The organism is Pseudocitrobacter sp. RIT415 (genome assembly GCF_003057695.2).
Classification (GTDB): domain Bacteria; phylum Pseudomonadota; class Gammaproteobacteria; order Enterobacterales; family Enterobacteriaceae; genus Pseudocitrobacter; species Pseudocitrobacter faecalis.
This window is the reverse complement of sequence record NZ_QBJC02000010.1, coordinates 56,488-74,451: the sequence shown is the minus strand read 5'-3', so window position 1 is coordinate 74,451 and position 17,964 is coordinate 56,488. Positions and strand designations below refer to the sequence as shown.

Sequence of the window (17,964 nt, the reverse complement as noted above, 5' to 3'; positions counted from 1 at the left end):
TTGGGCTTAATCGGTCATCAAAACTTCTGCTTTTTCTCTTCCACTTTAACGCCCTGAGTAGGCAACCCGGTGTCGTAATCTCGTACTACCGGTGAATAGCCGTCTTCGGGGCGCGGGCGGAATGCCCCCATCCAGCGCGGCGTCGCATCGTTGCGCCAGGGGCGCAGGCTCCACTGATAAGTACGGAACGGATCGCGGATTTTATCCATATAATCCAGCAAGTCGTCGTGAAGTTTATCTCTTATATCGGCAAATTCCGCGCGATTGATCAAGTTGTTAAGCTCATCCGGATCGTTCACGCGATCGTACAATTCGTCGCTGGTAAAGAGATTAAGCACCAGTTTAAAGCGCTCTGTCACCCAGCAGCGTACCGGAATAAATCCGCCGAAACTGTCGTGTTCAATTTCGTAGCGGTTGAATTCGACCATCACGCCGCGTGGCGATGTGACCTTAAGTATATTTTCTCCCGGCAAAATATCGGGCTTCTCGATGCCTGCCAACGCCATCATCGTGGGCAACAGGTCAATATGGCTGACCGGCATATCGACTTGCGCAGCGCGGCCCTGAGGGGCACGAATAATCAGCGGAATGCGCGTGATATCATCGTACATCGCCGCCCCTTTACTGATCAGTTTATGCGCGCCCATCATTTCACCGTGATCGGAAGTGTAGATAATCCACGTATTTTCACGCTGCTCAGGGGTTAATGCGTTAATAACGCGCCCAATCTGATCATCGACAAAATCATTGCAGGCAAAGTACATCGGATGATGGTACAACCCGCTGTTATCTACCGGAGAAGGCATGGCCTGCGCCCACAGGCGATGGTGTTCAGGTTTATTGGCGAGATCATCATGCGCTTTCAGCCCAAGGTCGTAATAAAAATCCTGATACTTCTCCAGATACTCAACGGGGCAGGTGAAAGGGTGATGCGGTTCATCATAGGAGACCACCATCAGAAACGGTTCATCGTCCCGTTGCGGTTGTTGCAGAAAATCCACCGCCCGGTTGCTGATGCGATGGGCCCAGGTGAAGGTTTCGTCAATCTGGTGATTCTGTAAATCTTCAACGCTATTCAGGCCATTTCGCCACAGACCAATTTCCTCATCGGTCAGTTCCGCAAGGTAGTTAGCGCCGTCATACCAGTATTGCGGATCCCACTCTGGCGGGCATACGCCGGTACCGAAATAGTCGTGTCCATCAAGATGCCACTTGCCGATATAGCAGGTGTGATAGCCGGCATCCTGAAAATAACGCCCCATGGTGGAGATATTTTTCCCCGGCGCGACGTTGTTCGTCCACGGGCCAGACTGATTCGCATAAATTCCGGTAAACAGCCCGGCACGCGCCGGCGTACATACGGGCGAGCAGGTATAGGCTGAGTTGAAACGTAGCCCTTCGCTGGCAAGCTGGTCGATATGCTGGGTGTTGAGCGCCTTTCCGCTATAGCAGCCCACCATGTTGGTGGCCTGGGTATCCGTCATGATGAAGAGAAAATTGGGGCGTTTCATAGGGAGTCCTTTGCGTAAGTGGACGTTTTACGGCTGCGTAAGCTGTCAAAAATCAGGTAGATAACGACCAGTGCAGTGATGCAATAGCTCATGATGGCAATCCAGCGAGTAGGGTATCCGCCAAATTGAGCGAGGCCGGTATAGACACCTATCATCGCGAACAAAACCCCCACGGAGGCAATCTTCGCGTTTTTCCACGGTTTCATGTCCACCGCAAAAGCGTCGTGAAACTTAAACGGTGTTGCCCGAGGCTTAATGGCGCCAATAATCAGCATGACGACAACGTTGATACAGAAGGTGCAGGCCAGCACATAGAGAAAGTGGAAATCGAATTTCACCAGGTAATTGATGGTGATATAGCTGACGATGCCTAATCCCATCGCGACCTTCGCTGCCAGCGCAGGAATGCGGGGGAAGAAAAAACCCATGATGATGATGGTGACTAATGGAACGTTATAAATTCCGTTGAGCTGCTTCATCCAGCTGTATAGACCCTGCGGTGCATTCGCTATCCACGGCGCAACCAAAATAGAGACCACGGCCACAATAAAACCGAAACGACGCCCAACCACGACAAGCCTGTCTGGCGTCGCGTGCTCATTAATAATTCGACGATAGATCCCCATACTAAAGAGCGTTGAAGCGCTATTCAGAAAGCCACAAAACGCGCTGATAATGGCGCCAAATAACACCGCACTAAAGAAGCCAATCAGCGGTAGCGGCATAACCCTGTTAACCAGAGCCGGATAAGCCATATCGGCTTTTGGCAAATCCTGGAAGAGGTGAAATGCAATCACGCCAGGCAGCACCAGAATCAATGGATCAAGCATTTTCAGTACCGCCGTCAGGAGCGCGCCCTTTTGCCCTTCCGCCAAACTTTTGGACGCCAGCGTGCGTTGAACGATGCCCTGATTCGTGCACCAGTAGAAGGTATTCACCAGAATAAGGCCAGTGAATGCCGCGCCAATAGGGAGAGGATCCGTGTTACTGCCGACAGAGTTAAGCATTTCGCTATGATCGGTCGTCAGTTTACTAAGACCCGCAGTAAAGCTCCCCTCCCCCATCACCATCAGACCAAAAAAGGGAACCAGCAGGCCGCCGATAACCAAACCGATGCCGTTAATCACATCTGCGACGGCGATCGCGCGCATTCCCCCCACAACCGCATACAAAATGCCGGATAATCCCAGTACCGTAACCAATATCCAGATGGCGGCGCTATGTGAAATACCGAACGTTTCGCTGACATGGAACATGCTATTAAACGCTAATGCTCCCGAGTACAGAATGATGGGTAAGAAGCAGATCCCTGTCGCAATGAGAAAACAAAAATCGATAATAATACGGGTCGTTTTGTCGTAACGTTCTTCAAGAAAATCCGGGATCGTCGCAATGCCGCGTTGCAGATAACGCGGCAGGAAAATAAGCGCGAGGAAGATTAATGTCACCGCCGAGGTGACTTCCCACCCCATCACCGACATTCCACTTTTGTAGGCCTGGCCGGAAAGCCCAACCAGTTGCTCAGTCGACAGATTGGTGAGCATCAGCGACGCTGCAATCACCGGTGCTTTGAGCGAGCGACCAGCCAAAAAATAACCCTGCTGAGAGCCCGTGTCCGTCTTGCGGACTTTCCACCATGTGATCACGGCCACCAGCAGTGTAAATCCGATAAAACTCACAATTTGCTGAATATTCATTTTTTTGCCCTGAATGATAATCTAACCCCAGCGGATTAGTGACGAAATATCGCTGGTCTACAGGCATAGATTTTTAAAAATAAATACATCGCTTCCCTGGCCTTAACGTTTTCTGATAACGTTCACACCAGGTTGTGAGCATAATTCCCCGGCGAGTGATTAAAATGAATGGAAAAAAGAGCGTTGCGCATGTAAAAAACGAAACCCCTTTTAATATCCCGCTACTGATTAACGAAAATGTGATCTCCAGCGGAATTTCGTTACTCTCTCTTTGGCATACCTTTGCCGATGAGCGTTATCAGGTATTCTGGCCTCGGGATAAGAAAAAACCGCTCATCGCGAACTCATGGGTAGCCGTCTACACGGTGCAGGGGTGCGGTAAAATAGTCCTCAAAAACAATAACCTGATCACACTTAATGGTAACTGCATTATCTTTTTAAAGCCAACCGACATCCAGTCTTACCATTGCGACGGCTTACTCTGGGAACAGTACTGGATGGAGTTTATCCCCACCAGCGTAATGGAAATTCCGATATTACAAAAAGGTATTATTTATAACGGAGAAATCTTTAACGCTGAATTAAATGAGGTGTCAGATTTAATTACCAGTAATAATGTAATGCAACATAATCTCGCCGTTGCGTATCTCACAAAAATCATATATCAATGGATTTATCTTATTTCCCAAAATGAGAAAAAGGATCCGCAGAGAAATCAGGTGGAAAAGTTAATTACGGCTTTGCATGCCAGCCCACAAAAGCGCTGGTCAGTTTACGAAATGGCACAATTTATCCCCTGCAGCGAGGCCTGGCTACGCCGTCTTTTCCTTCGTTACACCGGTAAAACGCCCAATGAATATTATCTGGACGCCCGGTTAGATCTCGCGCTGTCATTGTTAAAGCAGGAGGGAAATTCGGTGGGCAATGTGGCAGATATGCTGAATTTTTTTGATGCCTTTCATTTCAGCAAGGCATTTAAACAGAAGTTTGGCTACGCGCCATCGGCGGTGTTAAAACATCAGGGTCAGCGCCCACAGGACGCCGACCCTGACGGTTAATTCAGTTCCGGCCAGTACTCTTTATTCGCTTCTACCAAATCATCGAGAATCGCCTTCGCCACCGACGCGCTCGGCACGGTTTTCGACAGCGTAATCGCCTGCCACAGTTTCTGATATGAACGCTCTTCCCAGGCGTCTACCACCAGTTTTTCGACCATCACCTGCTGGCCCATCATCCCTTTCTGGAAGTGCGGGATTTCACCTACGGTCAGCGGCTCTGGCCCGTTGTGGCCCACCAGGCACGGAATTTCGACCATCGCGTCGGCATCAAAGTTAGGAATGGCACCATTGTTCGGCACAATCAATAGCATGCGCTCCTGGGTATTGAAGGCAATCGCCGCCGCCAGATCGACGATGTAAGAGGCATGTTCATCAATTTCCAGTTCGCCCGCAGAGGCGTTACCCGCCTCAATAATTGCCCGGCAGGCGCTGAAGACGTGTTTCTCGCGGTGATCCATCACCTCATTGGCGCGCGTGCGTTCCGGGTTGGAGTGGGCCACCACGTAGTCCGGGAACAGGTAATACTTCAGGTACGTGTTGGGCAAGGTTTGCGGGTCGAGGGCCTGCACATCTTTCGCTTTGGCAAAGGTGTCGTTCCAGCTGGCTTCCGTATGCGGATCGTTAGAAGGCGGTACATAGCCGTGTTTTGCCACATATTCGCGTAATTTCGGCATCAGATCGTTACCTTGCAGATCCTCGATAGAAGTCCACCAACCGAAGTGGTTCAGGCCGTAATAACGTACGCGCATCTGTTTGCGATCCTGCAGACCCACAATTTGCGCCATGCGCCCTTCAATACCGATCGGCATATCGCAAATGTTGAGGATTTTGGCATTTGGGCGCAAACGGCGGGTCGCTTCCGCCACAATTGCCGCCGGGTTGGAGTAGTTCAGCATCCAGGCGTTCGGCGAGTATTTCTCCATGTAATCCACCAGCTCCAGCACACCGCCGATGGAGCGCATGCCGTAGGCAATCCCACCGGGCCCGCAGGTTTCCTGGCCGAGCACACCGTGGCGTAGCGGAATTTTTTCATCTTTTTCACGCATTGGGTATTTACCGACACGGATGTGCGCCATCACAAAATCGACATCGGTAAAAGCCGTTTCCGGATCGGTGGTGTAGCTGAACTCGATATCCGGTGCCTGCTCTTTGAGGACGATTTTGCAGGCCTCAGCGATCACTTCCTGACGCGCCCCGTCGTTGTCGTAAAATTTCAGTGAACGCAGTGGGAAACGATCCTGGTTTGCCAGCAACATCAGGACGATACCGGGAGTAAATGTGCTGCCGCCGCCTGCGATAACAACTGAGAATTTCTTCATGATACTGCCTCCGTCATGGTGGATTGTTCGGTCGGGAAAGATTCTTTCATTAGGGTTTCAAGCTGGTCGCGAACCTGAGGAACATGCAGGCCAACAATCACCTGAATTCCGTTGCCACGGCGCACGACGCCGTGAGCGCCCAGCGCTTTAAAGATCTCGTCACTCTGCGTATGCGCCATGTCTTTCAGGGCTATGCGCAGTCGGGTGGCGCAGTTATTGATACTTTCAATGTTTGCCGCGCCGCCCAATGCTTGCAGGAATCCGGCAGCCTGGCCCAGTTTGGTATCCGGTGCGCCAGCGGCGCTGGTTTTGCCGCGTGCGGCCTGGTAATCAGCTTTGCTGTAGAGTTTGATTTCGCTTTCTTCACGACCCGGCGTTTTCAGGTTAAAACGCAGGATCAGAGTGCGGAAGATGACGAAGTAGAGCGCGGTAAAGCACACACCAACGCCAATCTGGATAAACATCATCGACGCATGGTTGTGAAACATGGGTATCCAGTTTTGCGGCAGGAACTGATCCAAAAGGCCACCGCCGAAGTTGCCGACGACACCGCACATATACATCACCGTTGCCATCGTCGCGGCCAGCACGGCGTGTACGGCGAACAGCAGCGGCGAGATAAACAGGAAGGTGAACTCCAGCGGTTCAGTGATACCCACCAGCATCGCCGTTAGCGTGGCGGGAATCAGCAAACCGGCGACTTTGACGCGGTTTTCCGGCGCGGCGGTGAAGTAGAGGGCCAGCGCAATGCCCACGGAGCCAAAGACTTTCGAGTTACCGTGCAGGGCGAATCCCCCTTCCGGGAACAGCGCTTTCAGCGGTTCAGTGCTTTGGCTGAACTCCTGTAAATGCTGCGCCCAGTAAACCTGAATGCCGCTTTCAACCACCGCCGGGCCAAAGATGAACGGGCCATAAACGAAGTGATGTAAACCGGTCGGAATCAAAATACGTTCCAGGAAAATATAAACCCATACCCCCAGCGCCCCGGCAGAGCGTAAAAATGCCTGCAGTGATTCAATGCCTAATTGCACTTTGGGCCAGCCAAGTAGCGTTAACCAGGCGCAGGGGATCATCGCCAGGAAAGCGACAATGACAACAAATGATGATCCCTGGAAAATACCGAGAAATACTGGCAGCGGTTTATCAAAATAACGGTTATGCAGCGCAGTAACGATACCGGAAATAACGATCGCGCCAATAATACTGGTGTCGAGCGTTTTTATTCCGGCGATCATCGTCAGGCCACTACCGGCGGTAGGATCGACGGAAAAATCGACGCCAAAAAAGTGGCCCCAGGTCATTCCCATCGCGTTAATAAAGTAGTTCCAGGTGAGGAAACTCACCAGCACCGCCAGACAGGCTCGGCCCTGCGCCTGTTTTGCCAGGCCAATCGGTAAGCCAACGGCGAAAATAAGCGGCATGTTACGAAATACGGTCCAGCCGCCTTCTTCAATAATATGAACAATCTGAGCAAATAAATTATCGGGAGCCGTGAGTGCTTCGCCGACAAACATCGGGTTACGCAACATAATGGCGATACCCACCACGATCCCGGCAAAAGGAAACAGCAATACCGGGGTAAACATGGCGCCGCCAAAGCGTTGTATTTGACTGAGCATTTGGTAATCCTCATTTAACAACTTGTAGGGTGAGTGGCTTTATTTATCTTCTCTATCAGCCTGCTTCGAGAATAGGAATTTGCCGGACAGACAACATGCCGCGCCGGTTCGATTCGTGATCCCTTTCATGGTTTTAATTGCGCCGATGTTGTCTACTTTTTCGTAGAAAAATAGACAACATGAATTTTCATGCTGAGATTCACGGAGAGAATACGCTTTATATTATTGATATATATGAATTAATAATTAGAAACAGAGGTTCGATTCTAACCGCTTACCCTAAAACAGAGGTCTACTGGTGATCTACAAATCTATCGCTGACAAACTGCGTTTACGGCTTAACTCTTCCGATTACAACGTGGGAAGCCCGCTTCCGGCTGAGAAGATTCTCGCCCAGGAATTTGGCGTTGCGCGAATGACCATTCGCAAAGCGGTGGATATGTTGATTGCATGGGGATTGGTTATCCGCCGCCACGGCAGCGGAACCTATGTGGCGCGCAAAGATGTTCATCATGAGACCACCAACCTCACCGGGCTGGCGGAAGTGCTGCGCCAGCAGGGGAAAGAGGTGATAAGCAAGGTACTGGTATTTGAAGTAATGCCAGCCCCACCTGCCATCGCCAGCCAGCTGCGCATCCAGATTAATGAGCGGATCTACTTTTCACGCCGCGTGCGGTATGTAGATGGAAAACCGTTAATGCTGGAAGACAGCTATATGCCGGTAAAATTGTTTCGTACGCTTTCGCTGGGGCACCTGGAGGGGTCAAAGTTTGATTACATCGAGAAGGAGTGCGGCATCACCATCAGTGGGAATTATGAAAGCCTGTCACCCGTGCTGGCAGACAGGCAACTGGCGCAGTCGATGAATGTGCCGGAACAGACGCCGCTGCTGCGTATTACTTCTCTTTCCTACAGCGACAGCGGCGAGTTTCTCAATTATTCCGTGATGTTCCGTAATGCCAGTGAATATCAGGTGGACTACCATTTGCGGCGCGTCCACACCGATAATAGCCCGTTAACCCATTCCCCAGAATAGTACCGCCAGTAGCTGCGGGGTGATGATGCGCAGGAACATGACCAGCGGATACACGGTAGCGTAAGAGAGTGCAGCCGCGCCGCTGGTGGCGTGCAGGTTGTTGGCGAAAGCCAGCGCGGGTGGATCGGTCATCGAGCCAGCCAGCATGCCGCACAGGGTCAGGTAGTTCATGCGCGCAAAGATACGCGCCAGAATACCCACGGTAATAAGCGGTATCGCGGTAATGAAAATGCCGTAGCCAATCCAGCTCAGCCCGTCGCCGTGTACCAGCGTATCGACAAAATCACCCCCCGATTTCAGGCCAACCACCGATAAAAACAGCACGATCCCCAGTTCTCGCAGCGCCAGGTTGGCGCTCGGCGGCATAAACCAGTAGAGCTTCCCGATGCTGCCGATACGTCCGAGGATCAGCGCCATAATCAGCGGCCCGCCGGCCAGGCCCAGTTTTAACGCCACCGGGAAACCGGGGATGAACAGCGGCACGGAGCCCAACAACACACCCAGGCCGATACCGATAAAGACCGGTAGCATCTGTACCTGTTGCAGTTTTTGCTGCGCGTTGCCCAGCTCAGCCGCCACGGCGTCAATCGCCGCCGGACGCCCCACCAGATTGAGGATGTCACCAAATTGCAGCGTCGCGTGGCTGCTGGCGACCAGTTCCACGCCCGCGCGATTGAGGCGCGAGATAACCACGTCATAGCGCTGTTTGTAGTGCAAATCGCGGATTCGCTTGCCGAGCACCTTCTCGTTGGTGACCACGATGCGCTCGACTTTCATGTCTGTGCCGCGCGTGGAGAGTGAGGTTTCAACCTCTTTACCGATCACCAGTTGTGCATCGTGCAGATCGGCACGTCGGCCCACCAGATGGAGCAAATCACCCTGCTCAATGAGCGTGGCGGGCGACGGCACCATCAGGACGTCGCCCCGTTTCAGACGCGAACAGATAATTTTATCGCTGTTGAGAATGGGGACATCCTGAATCGCCATGCTGTGCAGGTTTGGGTTTTCGACGCAGATGTTGATGGTTTGCAGATTTTCGTGACTGTTCCCCGCTTGTTTATCAAAGCGTCGGGCTTCTTTCTCAACGTTAATGCGGAAGAACAGACGCAGCAGCCACATGGTGAGGAGAATACCGCAGATGCCGAAAGGATAAGCCATCGCGTAGCTCATACCCATTTGATCGACCACATCAAAGGGTACGCCAAGATCGCGAAGAATTTGCTGACCTGCGCCCAGGGCTGGCGTGTTGGTGACCGCGCCGGAGAATATCCCCAATACGACAGGCAGCGGGATAGCGAAGATTTTATGCAACAGCGTGGTGACCACGCCGCCCAGCAGCACAATCAAAATGGCGAAGAGATTAAGTCGAAGCCCGGAGACGCGTAATGAAGCAAAGAAGCCCGGCCCCACCTGAATCCCGATGGTGTAGACAAAGAGGATCAGGCCGAATTCCTGAATAAAATGCAGCATCGGGCCGCTAAGCTCGACGCCTGCCATTTCGACAAAGTGTCCTACGATTATCCCGCCAAACAGCACGCCACCAATACCGAGGCCAATCCCGCGGATCTTGACGTTGCCTATCCAGAGGCCGACGACGGCAACCAGAGCAAGCACACTGACGGTCATTGCTATATCACTCATACAATTTTCCCTGTGAATAACATTACCTGTAGTGGGGATTCTCGCAGAAATGCAGAGGGTTGTATGGGGATTTGCGCACAATTACTTTGGATTTTTAGCAGACGTAAAAAAGCCCCGTCATGTAGACGAGGCTTTAGATTGCGGGCAACGTGCGCATTGTGGTTGCCGGATGCGGCGTGAACGCCTGATCCGGCCTACAAAATCACGCCTATTCAATCCATTGCTAGCTATTCAACGCCGGGCGCTCGCTGATGGCGATCCGCTGCGGGGCAACTTCTTCCGGCACGTTGCGGGTCAAATCGATATGCAACAAGCCGTTAGTGAAGGTTGCGCCAGCCACTTCCATATTTTCAGCCAGCGTGAAACTCAGGCTGAACGCCTGGGTGACCAGCCCCTGGTGTAGCCATTTGGTCTCTTTTTCCTGCGGCTGCGGTGTACCTTTCACGGTCAGGCGCGTGCCTTCCAGTTGAATATCCAGATCTTCCTGACGGAAACCGGCCAGCGCAAGGGTAATGCGATAGTGGTTATCGTCGCTTTTTTCGATGTTATAGGGCGGGAAGCTCTGGCTTTCGCCGGCGTTTTGCAACGCGTTAGCCATTTTGTCAAAACCGATCCATTGACGCAGCAGTGGGGATAAATCGTAGTTACGCATAATACATTCTCCTTCTAAGAAGCGAGTGAAGTCCTGCGGATCATGAAGATTCGCATAAGGCTCCCTGACGGCAAGCCTGGGTAATCAGAGCCGCCGTAGCGGCTCATGGAATTAGTTGATTTCGATGCGGCGCGGTTTATTCGCTTCAGGAATTACGCGCTCCAGCTCGATATAGAGCAGGCCATTCACCAGGTTTGCGCCACGCACGTGGATGTTTTCCGCTAACTGGAACTTGCGTTCAAAGTTGCGCTCGGCGATCCCCTGATAGAGGTAGGTACGCTCTTTCTGCTCGGCCGCATGAGCGCCTTTCACCACCAGCATGTTGTCCTGGGCGGTAATTTCCAGTTCACTTTCAGCAAAACCGGCAACGGCAATGGCAATGCGGTAATGGTTTTCGTCTACCAGCTCAACGTTGTACGGAGGGTAGCCGCCGTTACTCTGGGTTTGATTGTTTTCTAACAGATTGAACAGGCGGTCAAAACCAATAGCAGAACGGTATAGCGGGGATAAATCAAAGTTACGCATAATCAATAGCTCCTGAAATCAGCGAGAATTTTACGGCCTTCCATCATGGACAGGCGGTGATACCCGAAGCACCCATCAGGCGTGCTCCTCATTGGGCTACACTCTTAAAATGTGTTCTGAGGAACGATTTTCAAGGGCGCGGGTCTTACTTTTTTTGCACTTTCGTGCTGAAGGCATAGACTGGGGTAGAGCACTATTGGTTAAAGTGCGACAGCCGCCACAGAGCGGGAAGCCAGGACTATCCATTTTCGCGACGGGTGGCTATAACCCGTACAGATGAGCCCTCCCGGCTCCGATACGATGATTAAATCATGATAAAAAATAATCTGCTTAAGCTGGCTCTGTTCAGTGGGATGATGTTAGTAGGCGGCTGCTCAAGCGTGATGTCGCATACGGGTGGCAAAGAGGGTACGTATCCGGGCACGCGAGCAAGCGCGACCATGCTCGGCGATGAGGACAACAACTGGGGAACCAAATCGCTGGTGGCGCTCGATATGCCATTCACAGCGGTGATGGATACCCTGCTGCTGCCGTGGGACATGTTCCGCACCGATAACTCTGTGCGTTCGCGTGTCGAAAAGAGCGAGCAGGAGACGCTGGCGACGAACTCGGTTATTCCGCCAGCGCCGATGCCTTCGCCGTAATTCAGAGGCCGGTTTCGGTTATCCACAGCTGACGGAAGCCCGCCGTCTCTTCCATCCAGGCTATGTAATGGCCATCGGGTGAGAAAACGACGGCATCGGCAGACGGCGGGTTACCGTGATCGGTTGTCAAAAAGCGCACGCTCCCGCTCGCCGCATCGGCTATCGCGATTCTATTTTCCAGCACAAAGCCCAGCGCATTTCCCGACGGATGCCAGTTAAACGCCGACTGAATGTCACTTTCTACATGGGTAAGCTGGCGCGGCTCTCCGCCTTCTGGCGATACCAGCCACAGCTGAACCACACCGTTTGCATCGCGCATCAGCACCGCGATTTCCGTGCCCTGTGGGTTGCAGCGCACCCAGTGACGCGGCACATTCACAAGCCCCGGGTACGCCCGTTGATGCGTGAAGGTTAAACGACGCTGCACCACGCCTGCGGGCGGTGCGGGTAGCGTGGTTTCCGTTCCAGCCAGCGGCGCATCACCCGCCAGCTTCCAGCCCTGCGCGGTTTTAGGCAGCGCGACAATAAACAGCTCAGGCACTTTCTCGCCCTTCACCGACAGCGTATCGCCAATAAACGCCAGCGTCTCATTCCCCACCCAGCCCTCTTCATAGGCGCGATTGATCTCGTCACTCCCCGGCTTTGGCGCAGGCGTGGTTTTACTCACCAGCACGCACCAGTGGCTACCGCTGTATTCACGCGGATGCTGAGCAGTAACGTTGACCGGGCCAAATGGTACGGCAACGCCAACGTTGCGCAGGTCATGCGCCGGGTTGTATTCGTGCATCACGTGGTCGTTATAGGTAAAGCTGACATTCTCACCGTTAGGGCTAAACACATGCACGTGACTCCCGCCACGCAGCGCGCCAGGCGTATAAGGCGCGGTGATATCCATTGCATCCAGATTGGTGGTCGTACCGTTTTCAGCGATCACACCACGGCGATGGTGAAAATCGTACTGCCAGCCGGCATCCGGGTTCTCCGGGCCATGGATAAACACATATTTCTCGCGCTGAGGATGAACAGTCACCACGCCAACGTGCGCGCCCTGCGTGGCGCGGTAAATCACGTCGAGCTCGCCGGTATGGATGTTTACGCGCTCAATCGTCTCGCCGGTAAACGACGCGCCGGAAGGGCGAACATCAAAGACCAGCCACTGGCTGTCCGGGGTCCAGGTATTGATGTTGGTAAGTTGATGATGTCGCGGGGCAAAGGTGACCTGTTTCATTACGCAGTCCTGATACGAGACAATTTGCGTCATCATACTTCACAAGGACTTCACTTTCAGGCTTTAGCGTAACGCCATCTCAACAACGGCGAGCAGCAAAATGGCACATTTCGACGTGGCGATTATCGGCTTAGGCCCCGCAGGTTCGGCGCTGGCGCGCCAGTTAGCAGGCAAAATGCGCGTGATTGCGCTGGATAAAAAACGTCAGTGCGGCAGCGAAGGTTTCACCAAACCTTGCGGCGGCCTGCTGGCACCGGATGCACAACGGGCGTTTATTCGCGACGGTATTACCCTTCCCGTTAAGGTGATCGCCAACCCACAGATTTTCAGCGTTAAAACCGTCGATGTGGCCGCCGGACTCACCCGCAATTACCCGCGCAGCTATATCAATATTAATCGCCATTCGTTTGATTTATGGATGAAATCGTTAATTCCCGACGTGGTGACCGTTCATCACGACACACTGTGCCGAAAGGTATGGCGCGAAGATGACGAGTGGCACATTTCGTTTCAGGCTGACGGCAAGGAACAGCACATTACCGCCCGCTATCTGGTCGGTGCTGATGGGGCCAATTCTCTGGTGCGCCGCCATCTTTACCCCGAACATCAGATCCGCAAATACGTGGCCATCCAGCAGTGGTTCGTTGAAGCGCACGCCGTGCCGTTTTACGCCTGCATTTTTGATAACACGGTGACGGATTGCTATTCGTGGAGCATCAGTAAAGACGGCTATTTTATCTTTGGCGGTGCTTATCCGATGAAAGACGGTCAGGCACGCTTTGAGGCGCTGAAAGCGAAGATGACAGATTTTGCCTTTCATTTCGGCGAACCCGTGAAAAGCGAGAAATGTACGGTGCTGTTTCCCTCGCGCTGGGGAGATTTTGTGTGCGGCAAAGAGAATGCATTTCTGATTGGCGAAGCGGCGGGATTTATCAGCGCCAGTTCGCTGGAGGGGATCAGTTATGCGCTGGATAGTGCGGAGTTGCTCAGTCAGGTTCTACAGGGGCAACGTGAAGACGCCAACCGCGCCTATACGCGCTCGACGTTCAGTCTGCGCCTGAAACTGCTGGGAAAAATCATTAAAGCCAGAATACTGACACAGCCGCGCTTGCGAAAAGCCATTATGCGCAGCCGTATCAGCGATATTCGCGTACGAAATTAATTCAGCGCAAACTTCTCAATGGCGTACGCCACGCCATCGTCAAGGTTGGATTTGGTGACAAAATTCGCTGCTTCCTTCACTGACGGAATGGCGTTATCCATCGCCACGCCAACGCCTGCGAATTCAATCATTGCGATGTCGTTTTCCTGATCGCCAATCGCCATGATCTCTTCGGGTTTGATACCCAGCGCGTCGGCCAGCGATTTCACGCCAGTGCCTTTATTGACGCGTTTATCGAGGATTTCGAGAAAGTACGGCGCACTTTTCAGCACGGTGTACTTCTCTTTCACTTCCGCCGGAATTTTGGCAATGGCTTTATCCAGGATGGCAGGCTCATCAATCATCATCACTTTCAGGAACTGCGTTGCCGGATCCATTTTTTCGGCTTCACAGAAGACCAGCGGAATAGTGGCAACGTAGGATTCATGCACCGTGTAATAGCTGATGTCGCGGTTGGCAGTATAAAGCGTATTGCGATCGAGGGCGTGGAAATGCGAGCCCACGTCACGCGCGAGTTGCTCCAGGTAGCGGTAGTCATCATAGCCCAGCGCGGTTTGCGCGACAGTACTGCCATCGCCCGCTTTTTGCACCAGCGCACCGTTGTAGGTGATGCAGTAATCGCCCGGCTGTTCCATGTGCAGCTCTTTCAGGTAGCTGTGCACGCCTGCGTATGGGCGGCCCGTAGTCAGCACCACATTAACGCCACGCGCACGTGCGTCGGCGATCGCTTTTTTGACCGCTGGAGAGATGGTATGGTCCGGCAACAGCAAGGTTCCGTCCATGTCGATTGCAATAAGTTTGATAGCCATGAATACCCCAGGTTAGATGAGTCCTTCCTCATGCTAACGCGATTCCGCTCAAAAAACAGCAGCCGTGACGGGTTAAAACGGGGATGCAACGCACCCGGCGAGCTCCCCTTTTGTTGCGGGATTAGCCGAAAAGTTTGCCACTTTTCAGCAGATCCATTCCTGCGCTGAGTAAATCGTTATGCGCCTTCGGGTCAACTTCCCCCTGCGGCGAGAGCGCATCAATGATTTTCGGCAGATATTCTGCCAGCATAGTCGACGCGGAACCGGTATCGATGCCCAGTTTTTGGCCGAGATCGGAAACCGCCGGCGTGCCCAGCGCCGATTCAAGCTGGTCGCCACTCACAGGCTGATTACCCTGCTGACTGCTAATCCACGTCGAGAGGATATCGCCCAACCCGCCGTTTTGCAGTTTTTGCAGCAGTGCCTGAATCCCGCCCTGCTCGTTCACCCAGTTCAGGATAACCTGATACTTCCCGGCATCGCCGTTAAGAAACGAGCCGACGACTTCATCAAAAAGTCCCATTTTGTTACTCCTTAAAGCCATTAATTGAGGACGTAGTGAAGTATAGGTGAATGCGGGGCAAAAAAAACGGGCGAGGATTTACCCTCGCCCGTTTTCTGAAAGCGTCGTTATCAGATATCAATATTTGCTGCTTTCAGGGCGTTCTCTTCGATAAACGCGCGACGCGGTTCTACGGCATCACCCATCAGGGTGGTGAACAGCTGGTCAGCGGCGATCGCATCTTTCACGGTGACACGCAGCATGCGACGGCTTTCCGGATCCATGGTGGTTTCCCACAGCTGTTCCGGGTTCATCTCGCCCAGACCTTTATAGCGCTGAATCGCAAGTCCTCGACGAGACTCTTTCACCAGCCATTCCAGCGCCTGCTCGAAGCTGGCAACCGGCTGACGGCGTTCGCCACGTTCAATAAACGCATCTTCTTCCACCAGACCGCGCAGTTTCTCACCCAGCGTGCAGATACGGCGGTATTCCGGCCCAACCACGAACTCGTGATCCAGCGGATAATCGGTATCAACGCCGTGCGTGCGAACGCGGACAATCGGCTCAAAGTGGTTCAGTTCGCTGTTATGGCGCACATCAAACTTCCACAGGCTGCCGTGCTGTTCGTTTTCGTTCAGCTCGGTAATCAGCGCATTCACCCAACGGGTCACAGTCTGTTCGTTAGAGAGATCGCCTTCGTTCAGCGTCGGTTGATAAACCAGCTCTTTTAACATCGCTTTCGGGAAACGACGCTCCATGCGGCCAATCATTTTCTGCGTGGCGTTGTATTCAGAAACCAGTTTTTCCAGCGCTTCGCCAGCCAGTGCCGGTGCGTGCGCGTTGGTGTGCAGCGTCGCGCCGTCCAGGGCGATGGAGATCTGATACTGATCCATCGCTTCATCGTCTTTGATGTACTGTTCCTGCTTGCCTTTCTTCACTTTGTAGAGCGGCGGCTGCGCGATATAGACGTGGCCACGTTCAACAATTTCTGGCATCTGACGGTAGAAGAAGGTCAGTAGCAGCGTACGGATGTGCGAACCATCGACATCCGCATCGGTCATGATGATGATGCTGTGATAGCGCAGTTTATCCGGGTTGTATTCGTCACGACCAATGCCGCAGCCGAGCGCGGTGATAAGCGTGGCAACTTCCTGAGAAGAGAGCATTTTATCGAAGCGCGCCTTCTCAACGTTGAGGATTTTACCTTTCAGCGGCAGGATCGCCTGATTCTTACGGTTACGCCCCTGTTTTGCAGAGCCGCCCGCGGAGTCCCCTTCCACAAGGTACAGTTCGGAGTGCGCCGGGTCGCGCTCCTGGCAGTCGGCCAGTTTGCCCGGCAGACCAGCTAAATCAAGCGCACCTTTACGACGCGTCATTTCACGGGCACGACGCGCCGCTTCACGCGCACGCGCGGCATCGATAATTTTGCCAACCACGATTTTCGCGTCAGACGGGTTTTCCAGCAGGTATTCGCTCAGCAGTTCGTTCATCTGCTGTTCAACCGCCGATTTCACCTCAGAAGAAACCAGTTTGTCTTTGGTCTGAGAGGAGAATTTCGGATCCGGTACTTTTACGGAAACCACCGCAATCAGGCCTTCGCGCGCATCGTCGCCGGTCGCGCTGACTTTGGCTTTTTTGCTGTAGCCTTCTTTGTCCATGTAGGCGTTCAGGGTACGAGTCATCGCCGCACGGAAACCTGCCAGGTGCGTACCGCCGTCACGCTGCGGAATGTTGTTGGTAAAGCAGTAGATGTTTTCCTGGAAGCCATCGTTCCACTGCAGCGCAACTTCAACACCGATACCGTCTTTTTCAGTGGAGAAATAGAAGATATTCGGGTGAATAGGCGTTTTGTTTTTGTTGAGGTACTCAACAAACGCCTTGATGCCGCCTTCGTAGTGGAAGTGGTCTTCTTTGCCGTCACGCTTGTCTTTCAGGCGAATAGAAACGCCGGAGTTGAGGAATGACAGTTCGCGCAGGCGTTTCGCCAGGATGTCATACTCAAATTCGGTGACGTTAGTAAAGGTTTCAAGGCTCGGCCAGAAGCGAACCATGGTACCGGTTTTTTCGGTTTCGCCGGTGACGGCAAGGGGAGCTTCTGGTACGCCGTGCGCGTAAATCTGACGGTGAACTTTGTTATCGCGCTGGATAACCAGTTCCAGTTTCTGCGACAGGGCGTTAACCACGGAAACGCCTACGCCGTGCAGGCCGCCGGAGACTTTATAGGAGTTATCATCGAATTTACCGCCTGCGTGCAGAACGGTCATGATAACTTCGGCGGCAGACACGCCCTCTTCCGGGTGAATACCGGTTGGGATACCACGGCCATCATCCTGTACGGATACGGAGTTATCGCTATGGATGGTGACAACGATGTCTTTACAGTACCCTGCGAGCGCTTCGTCGATAGCGTTATCCACAACCTCGAATACCATGTGGTGCAGACCGGTGCCGTCATCCGTGTCGCCGATATACATACCCGGGCGCTTACGCACCGCATCCAGCCCTTTCAGGACTTTGATACTGGAGGAGTCATAAGAATTCGACATCAACGTTTCTCGCTC

15 protein-coding genes and 1 other annotated feature are annotated in these 17,964 nt (G+C 53.0%); of the genes, 4 read left to right on the top strand and 11 right to left on the bottom strand.

Annotation, left to right across the window (positions count from 1 at the left end):
• Positions 1-17: 17 nt before the first annotated feature.
• Together DBY68_RS12085 and DBY68_RS12080 are read right to left on the bottom strand one after the other, a co-directional pair.
• Entirely contained in the window at positions 18-1,511 is a 1,494-nt protein-coding gene (locus tag DBY68_RS12085) for a sulfatase-like hydrolase/transferase (protein WP_108476276.1), read from the bottom strand.
• Complete coding sequence (locus tag DBY68_RS12080; protein WP_108476275.1) at positions 1,508-3,208, bottom strand: solute:sodium symporter family transporter; 1,701 nt, start codon at positions 3,206-3,208, stop codon at positions 1,508-1,510. The genes DBY68_RS12085 and DBY68_RS12080 overlap by 4 nt, the downstream gene beginning before the upstream one ends.
• Positions 3,209-3,372: 164 nt before the next feature.
• Here DBY68_RS12080 and DBY68_RS12075 point away from each other — a divergent pair, with 164 nt between their 5' ends.
• Positions 3,373-4,266 (top strand): helix-turn-helix transcriptional regulator, encoded by an 894-nt coding sequence (locus DBY68_RS12075; protein ID WP_108476274.1) that lies wholly within the window; start codon positions 3,373-3,375, stop codon positions 4,264-4,266.
• Here the strand turns inward: DBY68_RS12075 and DBY68_RS12070 are convergent.
• Together DBY68_RS12070 and DBY68_RS12065 are read right to left on the bottom strand one after the other, a co-directional pair.
• Entirely contained in the window at positions 4,263-5,585 is a 1,323-nt protein-coding gene (locus DBY68_RS12070; protein ID WP_108476273.1) for a 6-phospho-alpha-glucosidase, read from the bottom strand. The genes DBY68_RS12075 and DBY68_RS12070 overlap by 4 nt on opposite strands.
• Entirely contained in the window at positions 5,582-7,204 is a 1,623-nt protein-coding gene (locus DBY68_RS12065; protein WP_108476272.1) for an alpha-glucoside-specific PTS transporter subunit IIBC, read from the bottom strand. Before DBY68_RS12065 ends, DBY68_RS12070 begins: the two co-directional genes overlap by 4 nt.
• Before the next feature lie 298 nt (positions 7,205-7,502).
• Between DBY68_RS12065 and DBY68_RS12060 the strand changes: the two genes are divergently transcribed.
• On the top strand, positions 7,503-8,240 hold the full coding sequence (locus DBY68_RS12060; protein WP_108476271.1) for a GntR family transcriptional regulator: 738 nt from the start codon (positions 7,503-7,505) through the stop codon (positions 8,238-8,240).
• On the opposite strand, the gene DBY68_RS12055 is transcribed toward DBY68_RS12060, so the two are convergent.
• The 3 genes from DBY68_RS12055 to ibpA all read right to left on the bottom strand — a co-directional run bounded on the left by DBY68_RS12055 (position 8,220) and on the right by ibpA (position 11,058).
• Complete coding sequence (locus DBY68_RS12055; RefSeq protein WP_108476270.1) at positions 8,220-9,881, bottom strand: putative transporter; 1,662 nt, start codon at positions 9,879-9,881, stop codon at positions 8,220-8,222. The two genes, DBY68_RS12060 and DBY68_RS12055, sit on opposite strands and share 21 nt — an antisense overlap.
• 223 nt (positions 9,882-10,104) lie before the next feature.
• On the bottom strand, positions 10,105-10,533 hold the full coding sequence (gene ibpB / locus DBY68_RS12050) for a small heat shock chaperone IbpB (RefSeq protein WP_108476269.1): 429 nt from the start codon (positions 10,531-10,533) through the stop codon (positions 10,105-10,107).
• A gap of 111 nt (positions 10,534-10,644) precedes the next feature.
• Entirely contained in the window at positions 10,645-11,058 is a 414-nt protein-coding gene (gene ibpA / locus DBY68_RS12045; protein WP_015343937.1) for a small heat shock chaperone IbpA, read from the bottom strand.
• Positions 11,052-11,125, bottom strand: a sequence feature (ROSE (Repression Of Heat Shock gene Expression) occurs in the 5'-region of heat shock genes and acts as an RNA thermometer to modulate expression.). Its footprint overlaps the gene before it by 7 nt.
• Before the next feature lie 244 nt (positions 11,126-11,369).
• On the opposite strand from ibpA, the gene DBY68_RS12040 reads away from it, so the two are divergent.
• Positions 11,370-11,702: a YceK/YidQ family lipoprotein gene (locus tag DBY68_RS12040; protein ID WP_108476268.1), complete on the top strand. Its 333-nt coding sequence runs from the start codon at positions 11,370-11,372 to the stop codon at positions 11,700-11,702.
• 1 nt (position 11,703) lies between these two features.
• Here the strand turns inward: DBY68_RS12040 and DBY68_RS12035 are convergent, their stop codons facing one another.
• Positions 11,704-12,930 carry a DUF3748 domain-containing protein gene (locus tag DBY68_RS12035; protein WP_199538665.1) on the bottom strand — a complete coding sequence of 409 codons (1,227 nt, stop codon included), beginning with the start codon at positions 12,928-12,930 and terminating at the stop codon, positions 11,704-11,706.
• A 100-nt stretch (positions 12,931-13,030) separates the two neighbouring features.
• Here DBY68_RS12035 and DBY68_RS12030 point away from each other — a divergent pair, with 100 nt between their 5' ends.
• Positions 13,031-14,092 carry an FAD-binding protein gene (locus DBY68_RS12030; RefSeq protein WP_108476266.1) on the top strand — a complete coding sequence of 354 codons (1,062 nt, stop codon included), beginning with the start codon at positions 13,031-13,033 and terminating at the stop codon, positions 14,090-14,092.
• Here the strand turns inward: DBY68_RS12030 and yidA are convergent.
• From yidA to gyrB, 3 genes are all read right to left on the bottom strand, one after another.
• Positions 14,089-14,901 (bottom strand): sugar-phosphatase, encoded by an 813-nt coding sequence (yidA, locus tag DBY68_RS12025; protein WP_108476265.1) that lies wholly within the window; start codon positions 14,899-14,901, stop codon positions 14,089-14,091. The two genes, DBY68_RS12030 and yidA, sit on opposite strands and share 4 nt — an antisense overlap.
• A 121-nt stretch (positions 14,902-15,022) precedes the next feature.
• Positions 15,023-15,424 carry a YidB family protein gene (locus tag DBY68_RS12020; protein WP_108476264.1) on the bottom strand — a complete coding sequence of 134 codons (402 nt, stop codon included), beginning with the start codon at positions 15,422-15,424 and terminating at the stop codon, positions 15,023-15,025.
• A 110-nt stretch (positions 15,425-15,534) separates the two neighbouring features.
• A complete protein-coding gene (gyrB, locus tag DBY68_RS12015; protein WP_108476263.1) occupies positions 15,535-17,949 on the bottom strand; it encodes a DNA topoisomerase (ATP-hydrolyzing) subunit B in 2,415 nt (804 codons plus the stop codon).
• Positions 17,950-17,964 lie beyond the last annotated feature (15 nt).

Bases quoted from the DNA above. Each gene is read 5' to 3' on its own strand.
- DBY68_RS12040 (WP_108476268.1), top strand. From the start codon at position 11,370: ATGATAAAAAATAATCTGCTTAAGCTGGCTCTGTTCAGTGGGATGATG.
- ibpB (WP_108476269.1), bottom strand. From the start codon at position 10,533: ATGCGTAACTACGATTTATCCCCACTGCTGCGTCAATGGATCGGTTTT.
- gyrB (WP_108476263.1), bottom strand. From the start codon at position 17,949: ATGTCGAATTCTTATGACTCCTCCAGTATCAAAGTCCTGAAAGGGCTG.
- DBY68_RS12085 (WP_108476276.1), bottom strand. From the start codon at position 1,511: ATGAAACGCCCCAATTTTCTCTTCATCATGACGGATACCCAGGCCACC.
- yidA (WP_108476265.1), bottom strand. From the start codon at position 14,901: ATGGCTATCAAACTTATTGCAATCGACATGGACGGAACCTTGCTGTTG.
- DBY68_RS12070 (WP_108476273.1), bottom strand. From the start codon at position 5,585: ATGAAGAAATTCTCAGTTGTTATCGCAGGCGGCGGCAGCACATTTACT.
- DBY68_RS12080 (WP_108476275.1), bottom strand. From the start codon at position 3,208: ATGAATATTCAGCAAATTGTGAGTTTTATCGGATTTACACTGCTGGTG.
- DBY68_RS12075 (WP_108476274.1), top strand. From the start codon at position 3,373: ATGAATGGAAAAAAGAGCGTTGCGCATGTAAAAAACGAAACCCCTTTT.
- DBY68_RS12030 (WP_108476266.1), top strand. From the start codon at position 13,031: ATGGCACATTTCGACGTGGCGATTATCGGCTTAGGCCCCGCAGGTTCG.
- ibpA (WP_015343937.1), bottom strand. From the start codon at position 11,058: ATGCGTAACTTTGATTTATCCCCGCTATACCGTTCTGCTATTGGTTTT.
- DBY68_RS12020 (WP_108476264.1), bottom strand. From the start codon at position 15,424: ATGGGACTTTTTGATGAAGTCGTCGGCTCGTTTCTTAACGGCGATGCC.
- DBY68_RS12035 (WP_199538665.1), bottom strand. From the start codon at position 12,930: ATGAAACAGGTCACCTTTGCCCCGCGACATCATCAACTTACCAACATC.
- DBY68_RS12065 (WP_108476272.1), bottom strand. From the start codon at position 7,204: ATGCTCAGTCAAATACAACGCTTTGGCGGCGCCATGTTTACCCCGGTA.
- DBY68_RS12055 (WP_108476270.1), bottom strand. From the start codon at position 9,881: ATGAGTGATATAGCAATGACCGTCAGTGTGCTTGCTCTGGTTGCCGTC.